Here is a 25,420-nt window from a genome sequence, read left to right as displayed (position 1 = left end):
CGCTCCTTTATCTGCTACTGTTGCGATCATAGACCCTCACATATCGTATCAAAATAAAAACCACCCTTATGTAAGCCATCTTACATACATGTGATTTTGGTCTCATCTATACTTGCCTTGTCGATATCAAATTTATCGAGGAGGCACAGTCATGTCAGGGATAGAGCGAAAGTTTCATTTCAAGGCAGGGATGATCGGAAGTTTGGTCGGCGGTCTGATTATGGCCATTCCAATGGGGATGATGGGTTCCATGCCCGGTATTGCATCCATGGTCGGCAGTGATTCGTCCATGGTCGGATTTCTTGTACACATGGTCATCAGTTTGATCTTTGGGATCGCATTTACCGTATTTGCTGGACTAATTAAGCTCCATCCGGTAGTCACCGGCGCGATTTTCGGCGTGATTATCTGGGTAATCGGACCCCTACTTCTGATGCCCATGCTGGTTGGAGCTTCGGATGCTTGTAGTACAGCTGCATGCGGTACAACGGAAAAAGGGGCTTGTGGAGCCGTTGAAAAATCCGCTTGTGGCGAAGCTGACAAATCTGCTTGCGGCGAAGCTGGTAAATCCGCCTGTGGCGAAGTCGGTGCGAACGCTTGCGGCAATCCATGTGCTGGAGGCGGTTCATCCGCATTGTTGTTGGGTCTTGCCACTCATCTCCTTTACGGACTGGTGACCGGCGCCGTGTTTAAGATGATGCTTCCCAAGCAAGTCTAACCACCGATAACAAAAAGCCCGCAATCCCAGCGTAAAGGGAATGCGGGCCTTTTGACTGCAGACGATGTTGAGGATCCATTTTCCAGAAATTCATATTCGATTTCCAAACGAACCAAGCAGAGCCGAAATCGTTCGATTCTGCTTGGATGATCCATCTAAGAAGGATTACCGATACCGCCCAACAAACGAGGAATCAATGTTCCGTTTCAATCGCCGGCACCACTTTCCGTGAAAGGACATCCCGCGGTATAGCAACAACGCTTCTCCTTCTCCGGTCGACAGAATAGACAAGTACTGCGATTGAGGGCGATACTTCTTTAACCGTCCCTTTGCCCCATCGTTTTCCAGATTGGTTCATAACACCGGCGCTTCACGGACCGCGTACACCCCCGCTTTATGAAGGGAAGGTTGCGTTTGAAGGGTAATGCAATCTCGTACCGACAAGGGAACGATTGTGGTCAAAGAAATTGCCGACGACCACCTTGCCTTCCATCCCGGTCACCCAGATGGAATATTTCCGGGTCCACAAAACTGCCTCCGAAAAACTGCCGGTTTGAATCAAGAAATTTAGCATCAATGATAGGAGCCCATCATTGGTGACCATTCACACAACAGGTTAAATAATCTATATAAAAATAGGTTTATTTCCTATTTATTTATTACTAAATCGTGCATAATATAATAAAATAGAGGTATGTTATATCATATGAGGAGTGGTAGCTATTGTTCGAGAACGAGGGATTCTATCATGAACCGCCAGTAAAGGGTAGTGAATATCGATGGCAGTAAACATTATTTCCATATTGAAAATTATGAGTGTGTCAGGTCCATCTTCCATTAATTTTGGTCGTGTTGTAAACATCGGTGCGAAAAGTAACGACAAATCAATAGGAGGATCGTCCATTGTTGGTGATTTCGGAAAAAACATCGATTTAGAAAAAAATAAAAGCATTGATCCAAATAAAGCGGACCATGCGCGTACCACTGCACGTTCCTTCAAATAAAATCTAGATCACTTACGATCAACGGCTTGATTACAGGGTGGGTCTATTGTACAAAAGTACCCTAATCAAGGGTGCCTTCATGAATGAATATGAAAAAAGCCGCTTGTAAGGAAAAGTACAAGCGGAGACAAGACAAAAGGATAATGATTTATTCGATTTAACATTCTCCTATCTATCATCTCAATTAAAATCAGGTTGGTCCTACAATTGATCCACTATATCGGGATCGATAGACAGATTACCTTCGGCATCAATGTTTCGAACAAAATCACCAATGGGAGAGGATCCTCCTAAACTTTTAGAATTATCGTTCGAACGAATATTAATGGCATCACCCATGTTAACACTCCCTGCACTAGAAACATTTTGTAATTTAACATTAAAAATTTTGTTTATAGACCCCATATATTCTACCTCCAATCTCATATAATCTATTTATATCTGTGTAACCTATTCAAACACCTTTTAACTGTATAGAGATGCAAAGAGTAGAAACCCGATCGAGATCAAAATAATTTTTCCCACTTGTACTTCAGATTTTATCCATCACTTTTAACAGTGTTAAGCCTGTTATATCTATCAATTTCTTTCATCAATTCTCTAAATGTCGTTAGATTAATTTGCTGATTGGCATCCGAAAGGGCAACAGCAGGATCTGGATGTGTTTCTACCATAAGTCCGTCGGCACCTGCTGCGAGTGCAGCTTTGGCAATGGCATCCAAAATGTCTCGTCGACCTGTAGAGTGGCTAATATCCACGATAACAGGCAGATGACTTTCCTTTTTCAAAATCGGAACAGCGGAAATATCCAACGTATTACGTGTCCATTTTTCATAGGTTCGGATCCCCCGTTCACATAGGATCACTTGGTTATTTCCCCGAGAAACAATATACTCAGCGGCAAATAGAAACTCTTCAATGGTCGCCGATAGTCCTCGCTTAAGCAAAACCGGGATTTGAACGGATCCAGCAGCCTTTAAAAGCTCAAAATTTTGCATATTACGGGCCCCGATTTGGATGACGTCTACATATTCTACGGATGAGTTTAGATTCGCTGGATTTACGATTTCACTTACCACTTTTAAATGAAACTCGTCAGCAACCTTACGTAAAATTTCCAGCCCCTGTTCTCCAAGTCCTTGAAAATCATATGGTGAAGTCCGGGGTTTGTATGCTCCACCTCGTAAAAAGATAAGTCCCTGTTGTTTTAAAACTTGAGCCACTTTCCGAACTTGTTCTTCAGATTCGACAGAACAGGGGCCTGCAATAACGATTGGATCGTTGTTTCCACCGATCTCTTCATCCCCTATCCTAACCACTGTATCCAGCGGGCGACGCTTACGACTCACTAGAAGCGTTTTATGATGCTCTTCTTGCTGTAGTTCTAGGGAAGCTTTAAAGATCTGCTTGAATAAATGTCGGACTGTATCATCACTAAACGGACCCTTGTTATGCTCAATGATTTGATCAAGCATCTTTCGTTCCCGTATGGGATCAAATTTATTGACGCTCTGCTTTTTCTTGATTTCACCAATTTCTTTTACGATCGATCCTCGCTGAGCGATTAAATTTAGCAGCTGAAAATTGATACGATCTAATTCTTTTCGTAAGGACTCTAATGTATGATTCATTCTCCCTTTCCTCCTACCCCTTTATTAGGCTTCATTATACGCAGAACAGGCTGTGTCTGATCTAATTTTGTTAAATATGGGCCTTCATAAAAGGCCGTCATCCAGTTGATTTCCTGGCATGATGAGCCAACATGATGAACTATACCTGGCCCTAGCTAGGGTGTGTCTGATAAAACCGTTCCGAATCACGTTGTCCCGAACTTAAGTAAACAATGTTTACCCCTTATAACCCTTTTCTTCTCCATGTCATGTATGGCACCAACAACCGAGCTTCCCGGCTGGAAATATGAACAGACACATCGAGAATAGCTTGTTTGAGGGCGTCGAGTGCACCGATATGATCGTGGTGTACATGGGTCAAAACGATCCTGGTAATCGGCTTTCCGATTTGATCGGAGCAATGAGGCAACACTGCGTCAAGAGTAGCTATCGTTCTCCTCTACAAAATAACAGTTAACAGATAAAGACTGGCGGTTGTCTGATCATCTGCAGATTATCGAACTTGCGAGGGGGGTTAACCTCCCTCTTCATCCGACGACCGAAGGAAGTGCCTGTGGTGCGCTCGCATTCATCTGCCCCATTCAAATGGGGAGGATTCCCGCTCGCATTTCCTAAAGAGCGAATCCCATCCCCATGATCGGAAAAGACCCTTCGCAGGGGTTCTTCCCCGTGAAGGGTCTTTTTGGAGTAGTCGCGGTGAAAATCAATTCATCCGGTTTAACCCGTTTCGTCACTCTCACGGCCTCTCACAAGAGACTAAGCGGTACGTGGTTACCGGGTGAATCTTTGAACCGTCACAGTGTTTTTCATTTTTTTCCTCTTAAGACCTCGTGTAACCGGTCGGGATGGTTGGTAAACATGCCGGTCACACCCCACTCAATCAACTTTTCCATATCCGCCTTTTCGTTAACGGTGTAGGGATGGATCTCCAGCCCGTGCTTCCGCACTTGTTGCACATATTCCCGGTCGATCCTTTGGAAGTTGGGACCGACACCGATCGCATATCGCTTCACCGCTTCCAGTTCCCCGTCCGTGATGCTTCCCGGTGTATCGTACCAAAAGAGCTGTACCAGGGGAACGTCCGGGTTTAGGTGATACATCTTCAATAAGCTGGCTTGGCTGAAGGATTGGACCAGCACATTTTTGTTCTCCAGTTTCTCTTTGGTGGTAAGGCCGTGTTTATCTAGAATACGGAGCAACTCTTCTTCCATGCTGGGATAAACTTCAGGTGCTTTGGTCTCAATGTAGTATTTTTTATCGCTGCCGAAATGCGCCAGCACTTCATCCAGGGTAGGAACTTTCAACCCCGCGTATTTCTTCTTGGCATATTGCGGGTATGTTTCGTTGAACCAGGAGCCGGCGTCTAGCTCTTTAATCTGGGCCAGAGTATGATCCTTTACCTGCCCGGTCCCGTTGGTGGTCCGATCCAGGGTTTCATCGTGCATGGCGATGAGGTGACCATCTTTGGTCATCTGCAGATCGATCTCGATATAATCGCCCTTCATCCGGTCCCCTAGCTTATAGGAGGGAATCGTGTGTTCCGGAGCATAGGCAGAAGCACCGCGATGGGCAACATTGAGCACCTGAGGCTCCTTTTCATTACCAGCAAAAACAAAAGTGCCACCTGGAAGGAGGGTCCACAGACCGGCGGCGGTGACAACAGATAAGAGTGCCTTCAGGGAAAATCGCATGAAAACCATCCTTCTTGGTCATTTGTTTGATTTTGTCAAAGCGTCTACCCTTCTTGCCGAAGCGACCATGGTTATGTAGTTTTGCTTTTGTGCAAGCCCTCGTTATTATATTACTCTTCTATAATCGCAACCACTCGACTCCAGCCCGCGCTGGCATCTTTAATATTGATCGGAAAGGCCGAGATTTTAAACCCGTATGGTTTTGGAATCTGATCCAGGTTGCATAGCTTTTCAATTTGACAATATTCTTTTTCTCTCCCTACTAGATGTGCCTCCCAAAATTGCCCCTTTCCTTCCTTCGCCTCTACAGCCATTCGATCAAATGGTCGATCTAACCCCCATGCATCAATACCGATCAACTTGATGCCCTGGTCCACCAGCCATTCCGTTGCGGCTCGATTGAGTCCGGGTTGCTTAAAAGCATAGCCGGGCTGATCGAAGAACGTTGACGCACCTGTGTGAATCAGGGTAATATCTAACGGCTTTAATGGATAGCCAATCCGTTCCAGTTCTGATTGCAAATCTTTTTCCGTAATCGCCTCACCGATTTTTTTGTGTCGCATATCCAGGACTACCCCATCACCATAGCACCACTCAAGCGGCACCTGATCGATGGTTTTAGCCGGTTGATCACCGCTTAAGGGGCCGTAGTGATATGGCGCATCGACGTGAGTTCCTGAGTGAGTATTCAGGACCACTTCTTCGGTTGCCCAAGCGATTCCGTTGGGAAAGGTTTCTTCACCCAACCCTAAAACCTCTTTAACCTGTTGAGTCCCCGCCTTATGGTCAAAATATCGGATTTGATGAGGGCTCAATTCAAATGATGTCGTATCATTGCTAAGTTTATCACTCAAATCTATCAGCTTCCTCAATGATGGATCCTCCCTCCGTCAATATAAATGATTTTACCGGCGAATCGGTGACGTCCTTCAGCAGCTTCCGCAAACAGGTACGACCCATACCGGCAACCGCGTATCCAGTAGTACATGCCCATCCAGTTCTACAAGTAAAATCGAATTTCCTCCCGCAAACGCATACCGGTTCATCATCAGGGAGTTTGATCTCCGCCCGGCTTTCCGACCCCCTGTCCTCTCTGCTCGGTCCCTACCCGTTACCCGGGTGATTCAAAGACAGACGAGCCAGGGGGTTGGGGATAGCGACACCAAACCCAAATACGAAGTAAAAAAGTAACCATCAAGATTCGGAAGTCCTTTACGGTTTGCTAAGTTCCTGAGGGACTCCAAAGGGCTCTTCCAGTCTAATCTTCCCTTTCGTCACAAACTAAGGGAACCATCTTCAACTGCTCCCCCAACTCCAACCAACCCGAATACAATCAGGATGCGTAAACTCTTTTTCATCAAAAATCACTTCCACTTAGGCTAATCCCAACTCACAACATGGTAATATATTCATAGGCAAGAGAGAACAAAAATCCTCTCCACCGGGCCGAGAAAAATCATACTCCCTTATCAAAGAAAAATACCGCCCCTGTTTAAGGAGCGGATTTTTCTCTTTTTACCCTATCGCTTCTTCCCTCCTCCCGAAGAAATGCTTCAATGCATTGTACACCTGCCCCTTTTCCCGGATGATATAGTGCATAAAGGTCTCATCCTGAATGTGTTTGTAGGCGTTCATGAGGGTACTGTGGCGATTATATTGATTCACTTCCCCATAGCCGAAAAGGTTGCAGCGGTTCATCAGCTCCCGAACCAACTTTATACAGCGTTCGTTGTCGGAGGTGAGGTTGTCGCCGTCGGAAAAGTGGAAGGGATAGATGTTGTAGCGGTGCGGCGGATAACGGTCGTCGATCACTTCCAGGGCTTTACGATAGGCGGAGGAACAGATGGTGCCGCCGGATTCTCCCTTGCTGAAAAAGTGTTCTTCGGAAACTTCCTTGGCCTCGGTATGGTGGGCGATAAAGACGATTTCCACTTTTTCATATTGAGTGCGAAGAAAGCGGGTCATCCAAAAGAAGAAACTGCGTGCGATGTATTTTTCAAAAATGCCCATGGAACCCGAGGTGTCCATCATAGCGATCACAACGGCGTTGGAGTGGGGAATCACGATCTCTTCCCACGTCTTGAACCGAAGATCCTCATCGGAGATGCGGCCGAAGCCCTCCTTACCTTTCATCGCGTTCCGTTTCAGGGAGTTGAGAAGGGTCCGTTTCTTATCGATGTTTCCCATCAGCCCTTTTTTCCGCACGTCGTTAAAACGAATATCCTGGGTTTCAATCTCCTGTTGTTCTTTTTGTTGCAAGCGAGGCAGTTCCAGTTCGGAAAAGAGCATGCTCTCCAGCTCATCCACCGAAATTTCCGCTTCATAGTAATCCTGGCCGGGGGAATCCCCCGCCCCCTGCCCTTTCCCCGGTTGCCCCTTGGCCCGCTCCCTTCCGATCACGTCCCCCACCTGACTTTTCCCGTCTCCCTGCCCCACATGCTTTCCTTTATTGTAGTTAAAGCGAAATTTATACTCTTCCATGGACCGGATCGGGATTTTGACCACTTTTTTGCCGTCGGAGAGAATGATGCTCTCCTCCGAGATGAGGTCGGACAGGTTTTTCTTGATCGCTTCCTTCACTTTCTCCTGATGACGCATCTGGTCCTGATGGCCTTTCCGGTGTAAGGACCAGTTTTCTTCCGACACGATAAAGGTGGGTTTCGACATCCGGGGTACCTCCTGTCTCTCCCGAAGTCCCACTAGCGGTTCAAGAGGCTCCCCACATAGCGCAGCAGTTCGTTGGCGCTGGCGGTGGTGTAGCCATACTTTTCCACCAGCGTGGCAATCACTTCGTTAATCTTTTTCAGTTGGTTTTCATCCGGCGTTTTGGTGGATGTGGTGATTTTCACCACATCTTTCAGATCGGCGAACAGTTTTTTCTGGATCGCTTCCCGCAAGCGATCGTGGCTGTTGTAGTCAAATTTCTTCCCCTTGCGGGCATAAGCGGAGATGCGGATCAGGATTTCTTCACGGAACGCTTTTTTGGCGTTTTCCGAGATACCGATCTGTTCTTCAATGGAACGCATCAGTTTCTCATCCGGCTCCAGCTCTTCCCCCGTCAAAGGATCCCGGATCTTCTGCCAGTTGCAGTAAGCTTCCACATTGTCCAGATAGTTGTCCAATAACGTTTTGGCCGACTCTTCATAGGAGTAAACAAACGCCTTTTGCACTTCTTTTTTGGCCAGTTCGTCATACTCCTTGCGTGCAATAGAAATAAAATTCAGATAACGGTCCCGTTCCTCTTTCGTGATAGACGGATGTTGATCCAAACCGTCCTTAATCGCCCGCAGAATATCCATGGCATTGATATAATCGGCTTCTGTCCGGATCAGGGCACTGGAGATGCGGTTGATGACATAGCGAGGATCGACACCGGACATCCCTTCGTCCAGGTGCTCGTTCCGCAGTTCCTCCACATCGGTGTCTTTGTACCCTTCCACGGACTTGCCGTCGTAGAGGCGCATTTTTTTCACCAGGTCGACCCCTTGTTTTTTGGACTCTCTCAGCCGTGTCAAAATGCTGAAAGTAGCCGCCGCCCGCAAGGCGTGGGGTGCGATGTGGATATGACTCAGGTCGCTTTGGCGAATCAATTTCTCGTAGATTTTCTCCTCTTTGGATACCTCCAGATTATAGGGAACGGGCATCACGATGATCCGGGATTGTAATGCTTCGTTTTTTTTGTTGGCGATAAAGGATTTGTATTCCGCTTCGTTGGTATGGGCCACAATCAGCTCATCGGCACTGATGAGCGCAAACCGTCCCGCTTTAAAATTACCTTCCTGTGTAAGAGAGAGAAGATTCCACAAAAATTTCTCGTCACACTTGAGCATCTCCTGAAATTCCATTAAGCCGCGGTTAGCTTTGTTCAATTCACCGTCAAATCGGTAAGCGCGGGGATCCGACTCGGATCCATACTCGGTGATGGTGGCAAAGTCAATGCTTCCGGTGAGATCGGCGATATCCTGGGATTTGGGATCCGAGGGACTGAAGGTTCCGATCCCCACCCGATCGTCTTCGGAGAGAAGCACCCGTTCCACCCGCACGTCCTCAATACGGTTTCCGTATTCTTCTTTCAACCGGATCCGGCAGGAAGGGCAGAGATTGCCTTCGATCCGTACCCCCAGCTCCTCTTCTACTTCGGCTCGCATCGAGGGCGGAATCAGATGGAGGGGATCTTCTTGCATCGGGCAGCCCTTGATGGCATAAACCGCTCCGGCATCCGTACGGGAATACTGTTCCAAGCCCTGCTTCAACATCGTGACGATTGTCGACTTTCCCCCGGAGACCGGTCCCATCAACAAAAGGATCCGTTTTCGCACATCCAGCCGGCGGGCGGCCGAGTGGAAGTATTCCTCCACCAGTCGCTCAATCGCCCGATCCAATCCGAAGAGTTCCCGGCTGAAGAACAAATACTGTTTGCTTCCATTTTCACCGGTCTCCACACCGGCATCGGCAATCATATTGTAAACCCTGGAATGAGCGGTTTGTGCCAATTCCGGACGCTCCCGAACCATTTCCAGATATTCAGCGAAGGTTCCCTCCCATGCCAGCTTCTCTTCCTGCTTCCGCTGCTCAGCGATACGTTTCAGGATGTCCATGGAAACCCTCCTCTCAGCTTCCACTCGATGATGTCTTCTCTAGGTGTTTGTACTCCATCGTATTCACGACTGTTTTCACACATGAACCATAATGGGAAAAGTTACGGAATACCAAACGAAATCAAGAGACGGATGGTCCATGAGATGGTTTATCCTATGCGTGGGAAAGGACAATGTTGCGGGTAGGGTTCATGAAGGAGAAAAAACCGACCTACGAATCTAGTGCTTTCAAACAAAAAAATCACACCAAATGTGTGATCCTTTCACGCTCTATTCTGTCAGAATGGTAGATGGTAGTAGCAATAGGGCGGGCGGTACACCCTTGAAAAAGGGGGTGATGCCGATGGATACGACAACACTCCTGCAAGCGATGGGCCTGGTGCTGCAATTAGCAGCCGTGGTAATCGCATATTAGGCACTCAAAAAGAAATAACCCGCCCCTGACGCAAAGGAACGCGGGTTATCCTTGTTCTCTGGCCGTCTGCCTGACGGCAGCTACCAGAAGCGGGGGACCATCCCCGCTTCTATTTATCCTATCCACAGGATAACACAATCATCCGAAATCAACCACCATCGATAGCCTGATTTATTCCTGACTAAGGCGTGTCTGATAAATCCGTAGGGCGGGATCCCGGGTCGGTATGGCTGTCTTCGTTTCGTTGCAAAAAGCGCATAGCGAGACCGGGAACGAAGTGACCTAGGCGAGACTTGTGCTCTATGAGTGCAAAGGCTCTCCGCCAGCATACCGACCCTCTCTCGTTCTTGCGGAAAATTGAATTACCAGACAGACCCTAATCCATTAATACTTGAGTGGATCCACTCAACAGGAACCGATCATGGTGGCTGATCGATAAAATTCAAATAAGATCGATCTTCTTCAGTGGAAAGGTTCTATTTACCAATTGACAAAAACCGTATAAGATTAAATCTGTGGAAAATGTATCCTTCCCTAAAACCACACGATTCTTTTCATTATCCCATTTTCCCGAAGGAGGAAGTGGCCCTGTGCTCTCATAAGCATCGTTACCTTTTTGCGTTACTTTTTATTTCGACCGGAGCCGCTCTGTTGATTTATGTTCTTTCCGGTGTTTCTATGCTAGCGACCTTAATCGTGATCCTGCTTCTCGCTTCCATCATCGGCTCGTTAATTTGGCGACGAAGCCGTCCGGCGGAGCGAACGCGTCTCCACCATGCGGTCAAAGCGGGACTGGTCGCCGGGGTTTTGGCCACCTTGGCTTATGACGCCTCCCGATTTCTTCTCATCCGATGGACCGGTATCCAGTTTTGGCCTTTCGATATTTTCCTTATCTTCGGTCAATCCCTGGTGGGAACCGGCTACAACGGCTGGTGGGTGGAAATCCTGGGTGTCGGGTTTCATCTGGCCAACGGGGTGGGCTTCGCCATGGCTTACACCATCGCCTTTGGACACAAAGGCATCCGGGGCGGAATTGTCTGGGCATTGATCCTGGAAACCATGATGGTCTCTGTCTATCCGGGATGGCTGGGGTTGAAGGCACTGGATGAGTTTTTGTCCGTCTCCATCTTTGGGCATATCATTTACGGCATCGTGTTGGGCGATGTTTCGAAACGCCTGCTTCGTCGATGGGAGGGGGAACTTTCTTGATAGAGAAAATAGATTCAGCGATCAAACGGCTGGTTCGATTTGAGTGGGTGGATCTCCCCTTGCGCTCCCGCCACCTCACCCCCGGATTACCGGTGATTTTAACAGATGGGTTATTCCTGACGGCTTGGCCGTGGGTTGCGGCCGTGTTGCCTCTCTTGGCCTTCTTTTCAGGTTTAGGGTTTGGGTGGGGACAGTGGGGATATGAACAGGCATGGACGGAATCGATGATCCTGATGATGGTAGCCGCTGTTTTTGGAATTTTAAGTGCGAGGCTGGGAATCGGGTTTCTCTTCGGGTTCATTTTGGGTGACTTTTTTCTGGCCCGTCCGGAATGGATTGTGATTGATCCATGGACCGGGGAGACGAGCGTGTGGGAACCTTTGTTGCAAATCCGTCTGCCCTTGCTCCTCTCCTATGGCCTACTCGCTTTTTTAACGGTACATGTCGCTGTCTGGACCAAATCCCTCCTTTCCCAGTTGACACCGCCTCCGACTCTGTCTCGAGAGATCAGTCGATGGTGGGCTTTTATCGGGCACGGGGCGCTCACTTGGACGCTGGTTTACTTCTGGAGCCAGGCGGTACCGATCCTAATCCGCCCCATTTTTACTTGGAGCGGAGATGATCCTCCTGCATCGGCGATGGAGCCCTTGCAGGAGCACGGCGGATGGTTGTTGCTGATCGCGGTCACGGTTTCCATCCTGCGAATTTACCTACAGGGATTGACCGCTTCCCAACAGGAAAAAAGCATCCGCATGGATGAAATGGAACATCTTCTGGCAGCAGCGCCGCCGGTGGTGCCATGGACTTTGCGCCTTCCTCGAGTCGTTCGCACCCTGGCGTCGACGGCTTGGATTACGTTGCTGCTCGCGGGACTCTACTATTCCTATTGGGACGCCGTCGGACTGGGACTGTTCATTCTATTGCTGCAAGCTGCTCGCCACGGCTTGATCCGCATCCCCCTGGGGGATTGGCCGCGTTGGATGGAACGCATTCCCCTATTGTTCCGGCTGGTCATCGGTTTTGTCCTGATCCAGGGATTTTCTCAGCAAGTGTTGCAAGAGGCGTGGTACTGGACCGACAACTTCCGTCCCGTTCTCCTTCTGACCGCCTTGTCCTTTCTGATCTTGTACCTGTTGAATCCCGGCCTCCCGGAAACCAAACAACCGGAAGGAGGGAAGGCTTCATGAGTAGCCGAATATGGATTTGGGGATGGATGATCGGATGCTTCCTTCTGTTTCCGGAGACAGCCTTTGCCGATAACTGCGGCAGTTTCGCCGATTGTTTCGACACGACCCGAGCGGCGGTCGCGGCCACGGTGGGATTGAGCCTCTTTGCTGTCTTGCTTAGTACGGGATTGGATTTTATTCCAGGGGTCGGTACAATAAAAGGGATCTACGAGGCGATCACGGGTGAAGATGCCGTTACTGGGGAAGAGTTGGAATGGTGGGAACGGGCCATCGGCGTAGTACCTTATGGTGCAGCGGTGGTTGGAGGCGGGTATGGGTTTTACAAGTTGGCGAAGCGGGCGAATGATGTGGAGGGTGTATCCGGAGATTTGTATCGAAAAACCAAAAACACAGGCCCTTTTCAGGATTTACCTGAACCAATGCAGTTAAGACATGTAAATCAAATTGCCAAAGATGCAGGTATTGGACTCCAAGGAATAAAAGTTAATATAGTGAGAGACCCTGAATTGATTGGAAGGAATGTAGCAGGATGGGCGAATCCAAACGGTAAGGAGATTCAACTTTATCCTGATGCCTTTAATAGTAGGGAGATTTTAGTTAAAACAATCGGACATGAAAGAATGCATATTTATCAAACTAAAACCTTTGGAAAACCAAAAGATAAAGATATGTTAATTGAATTTGAAAATGGAGCTTATGGTTCTGAAAATATGTGGTGGGACTATTACTTGAAGAAGGGGAAATAAATGTCTAGAAATGAATGGTATAAACTAATTGGCGAGATTCATGACAACTTACCAGATGTTCCATCTCTTCAATGCCCTCATTGTGGTCAAAAGAAAGTTGATTTCCAATATATGGGTGATCCAAAAACTAGAATTGGGTTCTTGGTTATCTGGTGTAATGCTTGCCTTCATGGAATTCATATATCAAGGGCTATTGCTCCCGAACAAGCGAAGATGTTAAGTTTTGATGATAAAGAGGAATTCAAAAAACGTGTCCCGGACTTTACACAGATAATTTGATTCAAACAAAAAATGCAAGAAATAACAGCAAGCTAAAGACTGATGCATAGGAATGTGGTTTATATTTAGTACCTTGGCCGTTTGCCTAACGGCAACTGTTGGAAGCGGGTCTAACCCGCTTCCTTCTGTTTCCGGAGACAGCCTTCGCCGATAACTGCGGCAGTTTCACCGATTGCTTCGATACGACCCGAGCGGCAGTGGCGGCCACGGTGGGATTGAGCCTTTTTGCCGTCTTATTGTCCACCGGATTGGATTTTATTCCAGGGGTCGGTACAATAAAAGGGATCTACGAGGCGATCACGGGTGAAGATGCCATTACCGGCGAAGAACTGGAGTGGTGGGAGCGAACCATCGGTGTGGTGCCTTATGGCGGCGCATTGGCATCCGGTGTGGGGTTTGTCCGGCGGGTAGATAAAATTGGGGATGCGGCGAAAGCTGGTAAAGTTTATAAGGCAGGTACACCTGAACATAAAGCACAAAGGTGGAAGGATTATAAAGAAGCCGGAGGAACGTGGAGTTATGAACGATGGAGTAAAAACTATGATAATAATGTGATTAAACCAGGACGATCAAATGAAGCGATGAATGCTTATCATCAAAGGATAGGGTGGGGAGAACGTGAAGTAAGTGTTACCATAAATGGACAAAAGAGAATACTTGATCTTGCTGATATAAAGGCTCAAAGAGCGATTGAACATAAAACAAGAACCGGTGACGGCCCGTATGCTGGCTATTTCTCAGCTAAACAAGAAATAAGGTGGGAGATTGAAAGAGATGCTATGCTAGTAGAAGATGGATGGGATATCACATGGGTATTTGAAGATGCAACTGCAAGTGAGCCTCTGTTGCAAATGTTAATTGATGAGGGTATTAAATACAAATTTATCAAAAGAGGTGGGATATAATGGCCTATCCAAAAGACTTAAACAAAGAAGAGGAACTTGACAAGTTTCAATTTTGGTTAATGGAGATGTGGGATACACTCGATCATTTTATTAATGAACTACCAGAAGAATTAGAGTTAGATTTTTCACCAGCCTCCTTTCTACGTATAGAAAAATGGATACTAAACAACTATAGAACAATTGATGAGATAAAAAAAGATAAGACTAAACTAGATGCGTTGGCTAGATATGTAGGAGAAACCTTTCGTAAGGAATTAGAGGGAATATGGGAACTGTCATTGGATGATCCCAAGTATATTTATTATGGTATTCCCCAAATAAACTTTAAAGCCAAAAATGTGACACCTATTTGTCCATTAACAATGGTAACAGCTTGTGTTGATAGAAGAAAAGGTGATTATATTTATTCAATTTTCACCAATAAAAAGAAAAGAATTAAGGGTTAAAGATTGACATCCTTCGGGGTGTCTAAAGCCAGGTGCTATAGTCCATTTATTATGGGGTATAGCACCTGGCTTTATTGTTGGTTACCTTTATGTAAGCTCCATAAATACATATACCGAAAAGAGTGAGTAATTGGAATGAGTATGAAGCAACTTGTAACAAAGCTAAAAAATCTACCTAATTGCACCGTTTACGCCCCTTCCGGGCTTCCTGATAAGAAACCACAACATATGTTACCTGCTGACCTCAAAGATTTTTATGAGCTATGCAGCGGCGCAGTTCTATTTGAAGAGAGTGATTATCCAATTCGTCTATTAAAATCCGATGAATTTGCTCTAGCCAATCCAATCATTATTGGTGAACAAATAGAAAGGGATATAACAGCAGATTGGTATATCGTAGCCCAAGGTGGTAGTGAGGAGTATGTAAGTATTGACTTGAATCAAAGTCGCCTCGGTAAATGCTACGACAGTTTTTGGGATCGCCATGGTGTTGCTGGTGACTGTGCGATTATTGCACAATCTTTTACCGAACTGTTAGAGCGATTGATGCAACAGAAAGGGCAGGAACATTATTGGCTTCGAGATGATTTTGTTTCCTATGGCGACGCTTATGATGGAGTAAAATGAACTGTCTTTTAATGCACGAAACACAATCAAAAATCGCCACTTCCTTTTATATACTCCTGTTAAACAACGATTAAAATAAACCAATCCAGAAAAATAAGGATCCTTTAAATGCTCTATCACGAAAGAATCACATATACATGCCTATCCTCTATGAATTTCATATTAGAAAATAATCCTACCCCCTCTGCTCAAAAAATACATGCTTCACACGAACCGTCTCCCCCAACAATGCCACACCGAATGAAAACCGGGGACTGCGGCGGCGGTCGGTGGGAGAGCCGGGGTTAAAAACGAGCATGGATCCATGGCGTTTGCGGTACGGCATATGACTGTGACCAAAGATGAGAAGGTCGACCGGATCGTTTGCGAAGGCATCCAGCACACGCCTCAGAGTGGTCCCCTTGCGGCCGTGACCGTGAACCATCCCGATCCGGTGACGGCCTATGCGGAGGGTGGTCCGTTCTCCAAACAGGCGGCGCACCTCCGGCGGATCACAGTTGCCGTAAACCCCGTAAACCGGTGCATAGCGGGCCAGTTCGCGGAAAACGGACGGGTCCACCCAATCTCCGGCATGCAAGATGGCTGTGGTCGGCTTTTCCAAAGCACGAAGCAACGGGAGCGGCAATTGTTTGGCTCGTTTGGGAATATGGGTGTCGGAAATGATCACCACACGCATGGAAATTCCCCCTCTATAAACGTGATCGCTTTGCCGTACCCCAAAACCATATACGTCAATCGTTCCTTGGAAAGCACGACTCCAGTCACGCACACCCCATTGTATGACACATCCATACATGGGGATCTTCGTACAGGACAATATCCTCTTCGCTTAAACCGGTTGCCAAGCTCCGGCATTATACCATCCCAAAATATCGGGACGGCATTTCCCATCGCCGCCATATGTTCATCTCGAAAAAGGACAAATTGATAGGAGCCCCATACCGTGAATACTTTCTCCCTTGTTTAATATAACGTTTTTGTCGGGTCGTCTTTGATCAAGTATGAAGGAAACGAAACCTGACTACTCTCCCCTACCCGATCATAAAAACGGGAATGTTCGTCAATCGATACTCGTTTCCTTCCGGCAATCGGAATCCCCCTCTTCCGTTCAAAACACTTCGATCAACGAATGATAGGTCCTTTACCATTATAATCGATCCCAGATTGATATAAAAAACAACAACAGCAGCAACCGACTCCTCCAATCAGCCACCACTTTGCTTGGGGATGATGGCGACGATTCCACCACTCCTTTATGAAAAGGAACCATACAAACTATGCCATATAGCGCAGACTCGGTGCTATACCTCCCACCATCGCTGACACGGTCAATCCGATCCCGATCAGGATGGGAGAAAGAGAGAGCAACCACTTTTTACTGAGCCCCTGTGAAGCTTACGACGGGAAACCATGCATGCCAAAACCCCTGCAGACCCGACGCGGCCACACCTGCAAACATCACCATTCCACCGAGCAGAAACGGATCCATGATCGGATCTCCTCCCCCGTCCTGTTTTACGATATTTCGTCCACAATCCATGGTTGACATCCCACTGTCTCTTCATCAAACTGGACAAGAAACATGATCCCAACCGATGAGGTGAACGGTTTGTCAGATATTCATGCGCTTCGCCAACTGTTGCAGGAATCCGTGGAAGTGGACGTTCGCCCTTTTTTTACTGTAGATTTCGGTCGGGTACCTGATGAAAGCGGTCTTTCGTTGTTGCTGGACAAAGAAGAAGCAGAAGCGGGATTAACGGCCCTTCGTTCCGTTCTCCCCCCCGGAACGCTTGCGTTTATCGGATCCACCAAATGGTTGGATCATACCGGGGACGACCGGGAAGGGATGGCGGAACTGGTTTTGTCACCGGGAGAAGACCAGTGGGACATCCTTCGAACCGCCCGAACCAATGCGACCAATTACGAAATGGACACAGACGATGTGATCCGGGAGTTGAAAGCGATCGATAACGCAGTAGGCATCGACATCTTTCACGCGGAAACGGATATGGTGTCCTTTCGGTTGAAGAGCGACCCGAACAATTGGGATGCCTTCTGCGAAGATCTCTACCGTCTTTGTCCGGACATCGTCGACCAAGGCGTGGGATCCGTGGACGATCTTCAAATCTTCGTCCGGGCCACCCGCGAAGTCCAGCTCTGGTGGGACTAGGGCGTGTCTGAACAATCCGTAGAGCGAACTCCCGGGTTGGTATGGATGTCTTCGTTTCGTTGCAAAAAGCGAGTGAAACCGGAAGCGAAGCGACCTAGCCGAGACTTGTGCTCTATGAGTGCATAGCGAGACTGGAAACGAAGTGACCCAGTTGAGACTGGTGCTCTATGAGTGCAAAGGCGAACCAAAAGCCATCCCCACCCTCTCTTTAATCACGGAAAAACAGACAGGCACTAGACCAGATCCCCTCCGTTTAAACAACGGAGGGGATCGTTTTCCTTCTATCCATTTCAACCCCTTTTTCATTGGAAAAGACAGGATTGCTTAATAGTCATAATAGTCTATTGACGCCCTCTTCGCCGGAATTCTATCATAAAAGAGTAATCGATAAAGACGAAATCTTTTTCTTATTTTAATGGAGGAAAGAGGGGACAAGCTATTGGAGAAAGTAAAGCAATTATTACAAAACAAAAAAGCGGTCGCCATCCTGGCCGCGGCCTTGGTTCTGGTGTTGGGAAGCTCCCTCGCCTTTGCCGGTGTCTTCAGTGGGGACAGCAAAGAAGCCGCCGAAGTAAAATCATCCACTCCGGAAGAAAGCGTAAGCACGGATCGTACGGTCAGCATCTCTGACGAAGAACTGGTCGACAGCATCTCCCTCTACAATGAATCGGCCAAAACCAAAGACCAGATCAAGCAGGAGCACACCACAGCGGTCACCATCGTCCAACAGCGGGCGAAGAAACAACAAGCCCCTGTAAAAGAAGACTTGGACGACAAAAAATACCGCGACTTTGTCATCGGAGCGGCCACCGACCTGGAGGGGCTGAGCCCCGAGGAACAAAAACGCGTCAGCAATTATGCAAAAGAGGTCGCTGACTACGACAACAAGCACAAAAACAAACGAATCAAAGAGCTGGAAGATAAAGCGAAAAAAGAAGGGCTCACCCCGGGTGAAAAAGCGGAACTGATCGATCTGCTTCCCATCCAATCAGTCAAGCCTCTCCAACCGGAATCACTGGAACCGGAAGAAGCTGGGGACACCGGCGTGGACAAGAAAAAGCCGGGCAGCAATGCTCCAGCCGACCCCGGTAAAGAAACCGAGGAAGAAGAGCCTGCTGACAACAACGAGCAACAACAGCCTCCCGCCAATGAAGAAGAAAACCAGGGAGATGAAGGGCAGCAGCAGCCCCCGGCTGACGAAGATACGGGCGACGAAAATGAAGAGCAACAACCCCCCTCTCAGGAAGAGGGAAATGATGAACAGCAGCCTCCTTCCGAAGAAACCAATGAAGAAGAGCCTCCCGCCAATGAAGAGGAAAACAACGAAGAAAACCGTGACGAAGACAGCAACGAAGAAGAGCCCCCTGTCGAGGAAGAAGAAGAAACCCTTCAAGGCAATAGCATGAAAGAAGCCAACGGGTATGATCGAAAAAAAGCCCGTGACTATGCCTACCAATGGTGGAACAAACGGAACAACGAAGAATACGGATACTACAGCCGTGCTATGGGCGGTTGTTATGACTGCTGGTACGATTGCACCAACTTCACCTCCCAGGCGATGAAAGCCGGCGGATTGGTAGAGTGGAAAAGCGATCCCTGGTGGTATTACAGTGACACCAAACCGTCCTACGCTTGGGGCCTCGCCAACAGCCAGTTCAAGCATCTGGAAAAACGGGCCGAGCCTGCGACCAGCCTGTCTGAACTGAAAGTGGGCGACATCGTTCACGGTGACCTCAACGGTGACGGCCACATCAACCACAGCGCCATTGTCACCAGAATCGAATATGGGAGAATCTATGTGACCCAGCATACCACTGATAAAAAAGATGCTCCGCTACACTACTGGTTCTGGAACGGCTATACCGTATACGGTTGGAAAATGGGCACTGCTGACAACACCCCCCGGTAACGAGATCTCTTTCCTATCAGGGCAGGCTTTAAAGAAAAAACCGGGTCCATCCTTTCGACGGATGGACCCGGTTTTCTGGTTTCATGAAAATAAACCGCGCTTTTCCTTCAGATCCCGTAGAAGCTCTTCCATCGTTCCCCGCTGATCCGGCTCATAAACGGGGTGGCCGCGGTCGATCAGCCAGTCGGTGACGAGATAAGTTTTCATCCCTACCCCTTTGGCCACCATGTCTTCCTGTAAGTCATTTCCCACCATCAGGCATTCCTCGGGGGCCGCCCCCATCCGTTCCGCCACTTCCCGGTAGTATCCCGGCTGGGGTTTGCAGTGGTGCGTCTCTTCATATACCGATACCCACTCCACCAGATCATCCACATCCGCCCAACGCATCCGTTCCCGGATCGCCGCTTTTGGAAAAACGGGATTGGTGGCCACCGCCACGCGATACCCCCCGCTCAACGCCGCTTCCACTACTTGCCGCCCCAGGGGTCCCGGTTCCACGTATTGTTTCATGGTCGGAAAGTGTTCGCTATAAAAACGGTCAAACATCGGCCAAATCTCGTCCCGTTTGAAGCCCGAACGGGACAAAAAACGCTCTTGAAACACCTCTTCATTGGTTCGTGTGGGGTCCGTATTTTCAATCATTGTTCGTGTGGCATCCCAAATCAAAGGCACCAGTTTGTTCGGCGACAACACCGGCGCCAGAAATGGGGCCAACTCCTTCAGGTATTGCTCCACGAACGCTTCCGTGTCCATCGGGAGCAGCGTTCCATCCAAGTCAAAGCAGACTACTTTGAACATCCGATCACCCTTCCCCTTCTCACTCCAGTCCCGCAAAATCCTGCTGCCGTAAGGCTTCGTACAGTACCACCGCCGCCGCATTCCCTAGATTATGGGAACGCACCACCGGTCGCATCGGAATGCGGATGCACGTATCCCTGTAAGGTTCCAAAATCTCCGGCGGCAAGCCCCGGCTCTCCTTACCAAAGACAAAGATATCCCCATCCCGGTATTGAAAAGCGGTATACGGACGCTTCGCCTTGGTCGTCGCGCAAAAGAAGCGGCCACCGGAAACATGTGCGGTAAAATCGGAAAATGAATCGTGGATTCGCACATCCACGAGGTGCCAATAATCCAACCCTGAACGCTTTAAATACTTATCCTCGGTGGAGAATCCCAAAGGTTTCACCAGATGCAACACCGAGCCGGTCACTGCACAGGTGCGGGCGATATTACCGGTATTATTGGGGATTTCCGGCTCCACCAAACAGATGTGAAATGGCATGACTACAGTTCCTTTCCCTCTTCTCGTTTGCAGGCTACCTTATCCATTGTAGCGAAAAAACCGGGCCACACACCAGTGAAACCTCTGTCACCCGGTTGGCGCGAAACCGAAGACAGGTGACAAAGGTTGTGCCGAGCCCTCGGTCACCCGTATACTAAGTAGGTAAAGGAGGTTCACCATGAGCAAAATTGCGTTGGTGACGGACAGTTCTTGCGATCTGCCCGTCGATCTCTTAAAGAAATGGGACATCCACGTCGTGCCATTGCGAATCATCTATAAGGAAGGGGAATATCGCGACGGCATCGATCTCACACCGGCAGAAGTATACGATCGACTGGAAGAAGAGGTGCCTACCACTTCCATGCCCTCTCCGGAAGACATCGCCGACACCTTCCATCGGCTGAAAAAAGAAGGATATACCCACTGTGTCGTTCTCGCCCTGTCAGCCAACCTCAGTGGAACGTACAACGCCTTTCGTCTGGTCGCCCAAGAGGTGGAGATGAAAATGGATGTCATCGATTCCAAAGGGTTATCCTGGGTGTTGGGCTTTCAAGTGCTGGAAGCGGCCCGGTTGATCCGGGAAAAGGTGGATTATGAAGAGATTGTGGTTAAGTTGGAAGAGCTAAAAGAAAAAGTGAAGGGGTATTTTATCGTCGATTCCCTGGAGTACTTGCGGGAAGGCGGCCGCATCGGCAAAGTGGCGGCCAGCCTCGGTTCCATGCTTAACTTAAAACCCATCATCTCTCTGGATAAGGAAGGAAAATTTTATCCCCACACTCTTGCCCGCGGCAAAAATCAGGCAATGAAAAAATTAATCGATCCGGTTCTGAAGCAGATCCAATCCACCAAAGCCAACATCTCCATCCTCCAGGGACGGGCCGAGGAAGAAGCGGCAGCGCTCAAGGAGCGGTTTAAAGAGATGGAAAACGTCTGTGAGCTGTATATCAGCAACATCAGTCCCGCTCTCGTAGTCCACACCGGCCCCGGTCTCCTCGGCTTGGTCGTCCATCCGGTCGACGGGGAAACCCATCCATCACAAGCATAATTGGCACCGTTTTCATACGATGAAAACGGATTTATTCCCGATGGAGATAGCGTTTATCCTTTAAAAACAACTGCCAAAAATAGTAGAAACCGGGAATGAGAATCGCCAGCCCGATGGCGTAGGAAACGAGAAGGGAGCGGAACATGGCCGGATTAGTGACGGCCGCATCCACGGTGATGTCCGGGTACACCATATAAGGCAAATGGGCCCGTCCGTAAGCGAGGGAAGCCAGGGCATATTGCCCGATGAAACAGACGAATGCCAATCGCGGCAGCCCTCGACTCCAGCGGGGATGGGCAGGTTTGATCCACAGAGCGGCATAACCGGTTAAAAACAAGATACCGGACGCTAAAAACCACCATCGCTGTGCTTCGATTCCTTGCCGTAACCACACGGCCTCATACCCCATCAGGAAGACTGCCGTGATCCCGGCCAACAAAGCCACCGGTCCCAACCATCGAGCATGGTTGCGAAACACGCGGTACGCCTCATCATCATCCGCCTCCCGGCTGTAATCGGATAAAAAAGCGGATGACAAAAACAACTCGCTGGACAAGCCAAAGGTGAGATAGGCGTACGAGATGGGCCGGGTGAACAGAGCACCCAGCATCAGTTCTCCCGTATCCGGATCGATAAAGCCGCCAGTGAGAATCGGCAGTACCAATACTAAGAGACTGGGAATCAACAGCCCCGTCACTCCGGAAACCACACTCAAAATCTCCTGAAAGCGGTCGGTATTATACTGAAACACCATAAAGGTGCTTCGAAAGGTAAGCAGCAGCAACACCAGGCTTCCAGGCACCAACAGGGCCATCCCGATCGGATAGACGGCTGTGGGAAAAAAGGTGACCAATGTGACCACCAGGAGCACCAGGAACACATTGGTCACTTCCCATGTCGGTGAAAGAAAACGGTTGGCCAAAGCCCCTGCACGTGTCTTTCCGCGACGGCTGTAAACCATCCCCCAAAACCCGGCTCCAAAGTCAACAGAGCCCAGGATGGCATACATAAACACAAACAACCACAAAATGGAAATCGCCACCAACGCATCATTCATGCCCCACGGTCTCCCCTTTCCCGCCTACGGCAGCCAATTCCTCCTCCAAGGGACGCCGCTTGAAAAAGGCGCGCATCACAACAGCCGTCACGATACACAGCATCACATATAGAGAAATGAACAGAATGAACCAGCCCAACAATCCTGTTGCATCCGTTACCGCTTCCGAGGTCAACTGGTACTGATAGATGGTCCACGGTTGGCGGCCGCTGCAGGTGAATACCCATCCAAATTCAATTCCCAGCATCGAAAGGGGCCCCGCCCCCACCAACACCCACAACAGCCACCGGGGCAACGGTTTCTCTTTCCGCTTCCACTTAATCATCCAAGCCAACAGAGCCAAAAACATCAGAAACGTACCCACAAACACCATTAAATTAAATAGGGTATGGACATAAAAGGGAGGCCACGTCTCTCTCGGAAATTCGTTTAGCCCTTTTACCACCCCATCCAAACGGTTGGTAGCCAAAAAGCTGAGCAGTGCTGGAATCTCCACACCGCCCACCAGCTCCCGCCGATCCAAATCGGGCACCCCTCCAATCGCTAACGGCGCATAGGCCTGGGTTTCAAACAACCCTTCGGCAGCGGCCAGCTTTTCCGGTTGATGCACATGCAGCACCTGAGCCGCAGAGTGGCCGTTCCACCCGGTCAGGAGCGACATCACCCCTCCGATGGCCAGTGACAACATCAGGGCTTTTTTGTGAGCGGCGTAAGCTGTCCCCCGTTTCCGGCTTTTCAGCATTCCGAAAGCCGCCACGCTGGCGATGGCAAACGCTCCCGTCATATAGGCGGAGGCCACGACATGAGAAGCAGCCGTTCGAAAACTGGGACTAAAAAATGCCTCTAAGGGCCTTACATTGATGATCTCTCCCCCCTGGACATCAAACCCGGTCGGCGTGTTCATCCAGGCGTTGGCGGCAGTGATTAACACAGCAGACGCCGTGCCGCCCAGCGCCACCAAAAAAACACTGGTGATCCGGGCCAGGGGAGAGAGTCGCTCCGCCGCATACACATAAATGGACATAAATAACGCTTCCACAAAAAATGCGAACAGCTCAATTTGAAAGGGAAGCGCAATCACCTCCCCCACCATTTCCATATACCGGGGCCATAGGAGCGACATCTGGACGGCGACGATGGTCCCGGAAGGGATCGCCACCCCCAACAGAATCGCTTGAGCTTTGGTCCAACGCTTGGCCAAAATGACATAATGGGGATCTTTGCGCCACTGATAGATCAACTCTGCGATCAGAATCATAAATGGAATCCCCACGCCCAACGTGGCAAAAATGATATGAAATCCCAATGAACTGCCGAACAGAGAACGGGCAATGATCAATTCGTCCAATGGCTTCACCTGTTTCCGATAGACGTCGTACTGTTAGAGTGGGTTGCACCACTTGGAATTATTCGGTAATTTCTTACGTGCATATGAAAAAAACCGGTACCTGTAACGGCCCGGTCATTCTTTCTTTCCTGTTCATCACGGAATATGATAAAAGCTATACTTGCACTGGGGTGTCCATGCATAGGAATCACGGTAGTCCCAGTAGCGGTGACGGCTGTTTACGGTATGAGCATTGACCAACGGCATCCCCATCGGGTCAAAGGCGGTCACGATCGTGTTATGCTGCCATCGCCCATCCCCGTTAAAGTCATAGCAAATAACATCTCCCGGCTGCAGTTCCTGGGGGGATCCGACCCGCACGGCCTTCGGCGTCCCCCCCCTGTCAAGGTAGTTTTTAAGTGCGTTGGCCACTGCCCAGCTGTAACTCCAATTTTCCCGACTTCCGCGGTACCACCATCCCCGGTCCCGCCGATTGGAAAAATCCATCGGGATCCCGCCTGCATGAATGCACTGGGAAATGAAGTTGGTGCAGTTATCATCAAATTTTTGATAGCGGGGATTGGCCCCATTCCACCACATTTCCGCATACTGGACCGCCCGCATGCGATTGTAACCAGAGACAACGGCATCCCCATTCGACGGCGGATGATAGTAAGACCAACCACTCGACGCTTCTTCAACCTGATAGGGCATCAGAGTGCAATCCGATATGGACCATCCGTCCGATCCTTCCCCTACCCGGATACAATAACTGGAGATCTCTTCCTGCTCGTGCAGCTCTCCCTGGATTTCATACAAATGGCGCTGTTGAACAGCCACATTCATTTCTACCTCGCCCTCATCCAGCTGCTCCTCGCGCAATACCCGAAATCGGGTCTCGCCTTTGAGAGGTTTCAGTTCGCGTATGCGTTGTTGACCACGCAGACGCTCCCACCGCTGACGCTCCCCTTCCACCCAGTCGGCCTCTGCATCCAGCACCCATGAAAAGAGGCGGTCTAGCTCCCCTTCCACCCACAGTTGGTTTTGTCCGCGAAACCATGTTGCAACAGGCTGTCTCCAACCCCGTTTCTCCATTAGGCACCGACCCCTTTGAACATCTCATCACTAAGATATGAGCCATCCATCCAGGGGTATGCCCCCAAATCCGCTCATC

26 protein-coding genes are annotated in these 25,420 nt (G+C 49.0%); 12 read left to right on the top strand and 14 right to left on the bottom strand.

Annotated features, from left to right (window positions below; genetic code table 11):
• Positions 1–151 precede the first annotated feature (151 nt).
• Positions 152–718, top strand: coding sequence for a hypothetical protein (locus tag JOE21_RS13705; RefSeq protein WP_309867277.1), 567 nt, complete (start codon positions 152–154; stop codon positions 716–718).
• Between the two features lie 779 nt (positions 719–1,497).
• Positions 1,498–1,722: a spore germination protein gene (locus JOE21_RS13700; protein WP_309867274.1), complete on the top strand. Its 225-nt coding sequence runs from the start codon at positions 1,498–1,500 to the stop codon at positions 1,720–1,722.
• A gap of 201 nt (positions 1,723–1,923) precedes the next feature.
• Here JOE21_RS13700 and JOE21_RS13695 read toward each other — a convergent pair whose 3' ends face one another.
• The 7 genes from JOE21_RS13695 to prkA form a co-directional block, all read right to left on the bottom strand.
• Positions 1,924–2,127 carry a spore germination protein gene (locus JOE21_RS13695; RefSeq protein WP_309867272.1) on the bottom strand — a complete coding sequence of 68 codons (204 nt, stop codon included), beginning with the start codon at positions 2,125–2,127 and terminating at the stop codon, positions 1,924–1,926.
• A 134-nt stretch (positions 2,128–2,261) separates the two neighbouring features.
• A complete protein-coding gene (locus tag JOE21_RS13690; RefSeq protein WP_309867269.1) occupies positions 2,262–3,353 on the bottom strand; it encodes a bifunctional 3-deoxy-7-phosphoheptulonate synthase/chorismate mutase in 1,092 nt (363 codons plus the stop codon).
• Positions 3,354–3,576: 223 nt separating this feature from the next.
• A complete protein-coding gene (locus tag JOE21_RS13685) occupies positions 3,577–3,765 on the bottom strand; it encodes an MBL fold metallo-hydrolase (protein ID WP_374709378.1) in 189 nt (62 codons plus the stop codon).
• Between the two features lie 394 nt (positions 3,766–4,159).
• On the bottom strand, positions 4,160–5,044 hold the full coding sequence (locus tag JOE21_RS13680; RefSeq protein ID WP_309867267.1) for a glycerophosphodiester phosphodiesterase: 885 nt from the start codon (positions 5,042–5,044) through the stop codon (positions 4,160–4,162).
• 110 nt (positions 5,045–5,154) lie between these two features.
• On the bottom strand, positions 5,155–5,916 hold the full coding sequence (locus JOE21_RS13675; protein ID WP_309867264.1) for a cyclase family protein: 762 nt from the start codon (positions 5,914–5,916) through the stop codon (positions 5,155–5,157).
• A 643-nt stretch (positions 5,917–6,559) separates the two neighbouring features.
• Positions 6,560–7,711 carry a sporulation protein YhbH gene (gene yhbH, locus JOE21_RS13670; protein WP_309867262.1) on the bottom strand — a complete coding sequence of 384 codons (1,152 nt, stop codon included), beginning with the start codon at positions 7,709–7,711 and terminating at the stop codon, positions 6,560–6,562.
• A gap of 32 nt (positions 7,712–7,743) precedes the next feature.
• Positions 7,744–9,642 carry an ATP-dependent protease PrkA gene (gene prkA, locus JOE21_RS13665; RefSeq protein WP_309867259.1) on the bottom strand — a complete coding sequence of 633 codons (1,899 nt, stop codon included), beginning with the start codon at positions 9,640–9,642 and terminating at the stop codon, positions 7,744–7,746.
• Positions 9,643–10,708: 1,066 nt separating this feature from the next.
• On the opposite strand from prkA, the gene JOE21_RS13660 reads away from it, so the two are divergent.
• The 7 genes from JOE21_RS13660 (at position 10,709) to JOE21_RS13630 (ending at position 15,456) form a co-directional block, all read left to right on the top strand.
• Positions 10,709–11,266, top strand: a complete 558-nt coding sequence (locus JOE21_RS13660; RefSeq protein ID WP_309867256.1) for a hypothetical protein — start codon at positions 10,709–10,711, stop codon at positions 11,264–11,266.
• A complete protein-coding gene (locus tag JOE21_RS13655; RefSeq protein WP_309867254.1) occupies positions 11,263–12,453 on the top strand; it encodes a hypothetical protein in 1,191 nt (396 codons plus the stop codon). Before JOE21_RS13660 ends, JOE21_RS13655 begins: the two co-directional genes overlap by 4 nt.
• Positions 12,450–13,199: a pre-toxin TG domain-containing protein gene (locus JOE21_RS13650; protein ID WP_309867252.1), complete on the top strand. Its 750-nt coding sequence runs from the start codon at positions 12,450–12,452 to the stop codon at positions 13,197–13,199. The genes JOE21_RS13655 and JOE21_RS13650 overlap by 4 nt, the downstream gene beginning before the upstream one ends.
• Positions 13,200–13,478, top strand: a complete 279-nt coding sequence (locus JOE21_RS13645) for a hypothetical protein (RefSeq protein WP_309867250.1) — start codon at positions 13,200–13,202, stop codon at positions 13,476–13,478.
• Between the two features lie 209 nt (positions 13,479–13,687).
• Positions 13,688–14,383, top strand: coding sequence for a pre-toxin TG domain-containing protein (locus JOE21_RS13640; RefSeq protein WP_309867248.1), 696 nt, complete (start codon positions 13,688–13,690; stop codon positions 14,381–14,383).
• Complete coding sequence (locus tag JOE21_RS13635) at positions 14,383–14,829, top strand: hypothetical protein (RefSeq protein ID WP_309867245.1); 447 nt, start codon at positions 14,383–14,385, stop codon at positions 14,827–14,829. Before JOE21_RS13640 ends, JOE21_RS13635 begins: the two co-directional genes overlap by 1 nt.
• Before the next feature lie 135 nt (positions 14,830–14,964).
• A complete protein-coding gene (locus JOE21_RS13630; protein WP_309867242.1) occupies positions 14,965–15,456 on the top strand; it encodes an SMI1/KNR4 family protein in 492 nt (163 codons plus the stop codon).
• 175 nt (positions 15,457–15,631) lie between these two features.
• Here JOE21_RS13630 and JOE21_RS13625 read toward each other — a convergent pair whose 3' ends face one another.
• Positions 15,632–16,132: a metallophosphoesterase family protein gene (locus tag JOE21_RS13625; protein WP_309867239.1), complete on the bottom strand. Its 501-nt coding sequence runs from the start codon at positions 16,130–16,132 to the stop codon at positions 15,632–15,634.
• 699 nt (positions 16,133–16,831) lie between these two features.
• On the bottom strand, positions 16,832–17,005 hold the full coding sequence (locus JOE21_RS13620; RefSeq protein ID WP_309867236.1) for a hypothetical protein: 174 nt from the start codon (positions 17,003–17,005) through the stop codon (positions 16,832–16,834).
• A 60-nt stretch (positions 17,006–17,065) separates the two neighbouring features.
• Here JOE21_RS13620 and JOE21_RS13615 point away from each other — a divergent pair, with 60 nt between their 5' ends.
• On the top strand, positions 17,066–17,626 hold the full coding sequence (locus JOE21_RS13615; RefSeq protein WP_309867234.1) for a DUF4253 domain-containing protein: 561 nt from the start codon (positions 17,066–17,068) through the stop codon (positions 17,624–17,626).
• A 439-nt stretch (positions 17,627–18,065) separates the two neighbouring features.
• Positions 18,066–19,535, top strand: coding sequence for an amidase domain-containing protein (locus tag JOE21_RS13610; RefSeq protein WP_309867232.1), 1,470 nt, complete (start codon positions 18,066–18,068; stop codon positions 19,533–19,535).
• A gap of 81 nt (positions 19,536–19,616) precedes the next feature.
• Here JOE21_RS13610 and JOE21_RS13605 read toward each other — a convergent pair whose 3' ends face one another.
• Together JOE21_RS13605 and JOE21_RS13600 are read right to left on the bottom strand one after the other, a co-directional pair.
• Positions 19,617–20,333, bottom strand: coding sequence for an HAD family hydrolase (locus JOE21_RS13605; protein WP_309867229.1), 717 nt, complete (start codon positions 20,331–20,333; stop codon positions 19,617–19,619).
• 19 nt (positions 20,334–20,352) lie between these two features.
• A complete protein-coding gene (locus JOE21_RS13600; protein ID WP_309867227.1) occupies positions 20,353–20,817 on the bottom strand; it encodes a tRNA (cytidine(34)-2'-O)-methyltransferase in 465 nt (154 codons plus the stop codon).
• Positions 20,818–20,995: 178 nt separating this feature from the next.
• Here JOE21_RS13600 and fakB point away from each other — a divergent pair, with 178 nt between their 5' ends.
• Entirely contained in the window at positions 20,996–21,862 is an 867-nt protein-coding gene (fakB, locus tag JOE21_RS13595; protein WP_309867225.1) for a fatty acid kinase binding subunit FakB, read from the top strand.
• Positions 21,863–21,893: 31 nt separating this feature from the next.
• Here the strand turns inward: fakB and JOE21_RS13590 are convergent, their stop codons facing one another.
• The 3 genes from JOE21_RS13590 to JOE21_RS13580 all read right to left on the bottom strand — a co-directional run bounded on the left by JOE21_RS13590 (position 21,894) and on the right by JOE21_RS13580 (position 25,341).
• A complete protein-coding gene (locus JOE21_RS13590; RefSeq protein WP_309867222.1) occupies positions 21,894–22,919 on the bottom strand; it encodes a cytochrome d ubiquinol oxidase subunit II in 1,026 nt (341 codons plus the stop codon).
• A complete protein-coding gene (locus JOE21_RS13585) occupies positions 22,912–24,267 on the bottom strand; it encodes a cytochrome ubiquinol oxidase subunit I (protein WP_309867220.1) in 1,356 nt (451 codons plus the stop codon). The genes JOE21_RS13590 and JOE21_RS13585 overlap by 8 nt, the downstream gene beginning before the upstream one ends.
• 135 nt (positions 24,268–24,402) lie before the next feature.
• Entirely contained in the window at positions 24,403–25,341 is a 939-nt protein-coding gene (locus tag JOE21_RS13580; protein ID WP_309867217.1) for an amidase domain-containing protein, read from the bottom strand.
• Between the last annotated feature and the right edge of the window lie 79 nt (positions 25,342–25,420).

Source organism: Desmospora profundinema, assembly GCF_031454155.1.
GTDB lineage: Bacteria > Bacillota > Bacilli > Thermoactinomycetales > DSM-45169 > Desmospora > Desmospora profundinema.
The sequence above is the reverse complement of the archived record's forward strand: the minus strand, read 5'-3'. Positions and strand labels throughout refer to the sequence as shown.

What these genes read in the sequence shown, in the direction of transcription:
- fakB (WP_309867225.1), top strand. Translation starts at nt 20,996, where the DNA reads ATGAGCAAAATTGCGTTGGTGACGGACAGTTCTTGCGATCTGCCCGTC.
- JOE21_RS13580 (WP_309867217.1), bottom strand. Translation starts at nt 25,341, where the DNA reads ATGGAGAAACGGGGTTGGAGACAGCCTGTTGCAACATGGTTTCGCGGA.
- JOE21_RS13620 (WP_309867236.1), bottom strand. Translation starts at nt 17,005, where the DNA reads ATGTCAACCATGGATTGTGGACGAAATATCGTAAAACAGGACGGGGGA.
- JOE21_RS13700 (WP_309867274.1), top strand. Translation starts at nt 1,498, where the DNA reads ATGGCAGTAAACATTATTTCCATATTGAAAATTATGAGTGTGTCAGGT.
- JOE21_RS13650 (WP_309867252.1), top strand. Translation starts at nt 12,450, where the DNA reads ATGAGTAGCCGAATATGGATTTGGGGATGGATGATCGGATGCTTCCTT.
- JOE21_RS13680 (WP_309867267.1), bottom strand. Translation starts at nt 5,044, where the DNA reads ATGCGATTTTCCCTGAAGGCACTCTTATCTGTTGTCACCGCCGCCGGT.
- JOE21_RS13695 (WP_309867272.1), bottom strand. Translation starts at nt 2,127, where the DNA reads ATGGGGTCTATAAACAAAATTTTTAATGTTAAATTACAAAATGTTTCT.
- JOE21_RS13600 (WP_309867227.1), bottom strand. Translation starts at nt 20,817, where the DNA reads ATGCCATTTCACATCTGTTTGGTGGAGCCGGAAATCCCCAATAATACC.
- prkA (WP_309867259.1), bottom strand. Translation starts at nt 9,642, where the DNA reads ATGGACATCCTGAAACGTATCGCTGAGCAGCGGAAGCAGGAAGAGAAG.
- JOE21_RS13705 (WP_309867277.1), top strand. Translation starts at nt 152, where the DNA reads ATGTCAGGGATAGAGCGAAAGTTTCATTTCAAGGCAGGGATGATCGGA.
- JOE21_RS13690 (WP_309867269.1), bottom strand. Translation starts at nt 3,353, where the DNA reads ATGAATCATACATTAGAGTCCTTACGAAAAGAATTAGATCGTATCAAT.
- JOE21_RS13635 (WP_309867245.1), top strand. Translation starts at nt 14,383, where the DNA reads ATGGCCTATCCAAAAGACTTAAACAAAGAAGAGGAACTTGACAAGTTT.
- JOE21_RS13590 (WP_309867222.1), bottom strand. Translation starts at nt 22,919, where the DNA reads ATGAATGATGCGTTGGTGGCGATTTCCATTTTGTGGTTGTTTGTGTTT.
- JOE21_RS13630 (WP_309867242.1), top strand. Translation starts at nt 14,965, where the DNA reads ATGAGTATGAAGCAACTTGTAACAAAGCTAAAAAATCTACCTAATTGC.
- JOE21_RS13605 (WP_309867229.1), bottom strand. Translation starts at nt 20,333, where the DNA reads ATGTTCAAAGTAGTCTGCTTTGACTTGGATGGAACGCTGCTCCCGATG.
- JOE21_RS13625 (WP_309867239.1), bottom strand. Translation starts at nt 16,132, where the DNA reads ATGCGTGTGGTGATCATTTCCGACACCCATATTCCCAAACGAGCCAAA.
- yhbH (WP_309867262.1), bottom strand. Translation starts at nt 7,711, where the DNA reads ATGTCGAAACCCACCTTTATCGTGTCGGAAGAAAACTGGTCCTTACAC.
- JOE21_RS13645 (WP_309867250.1), top strand. Translation starts at nt 13,200, where the DNA reads ATGTCTAGAAATGAATGGTATAAACTAATTGGCGAGATTCATGACAAC.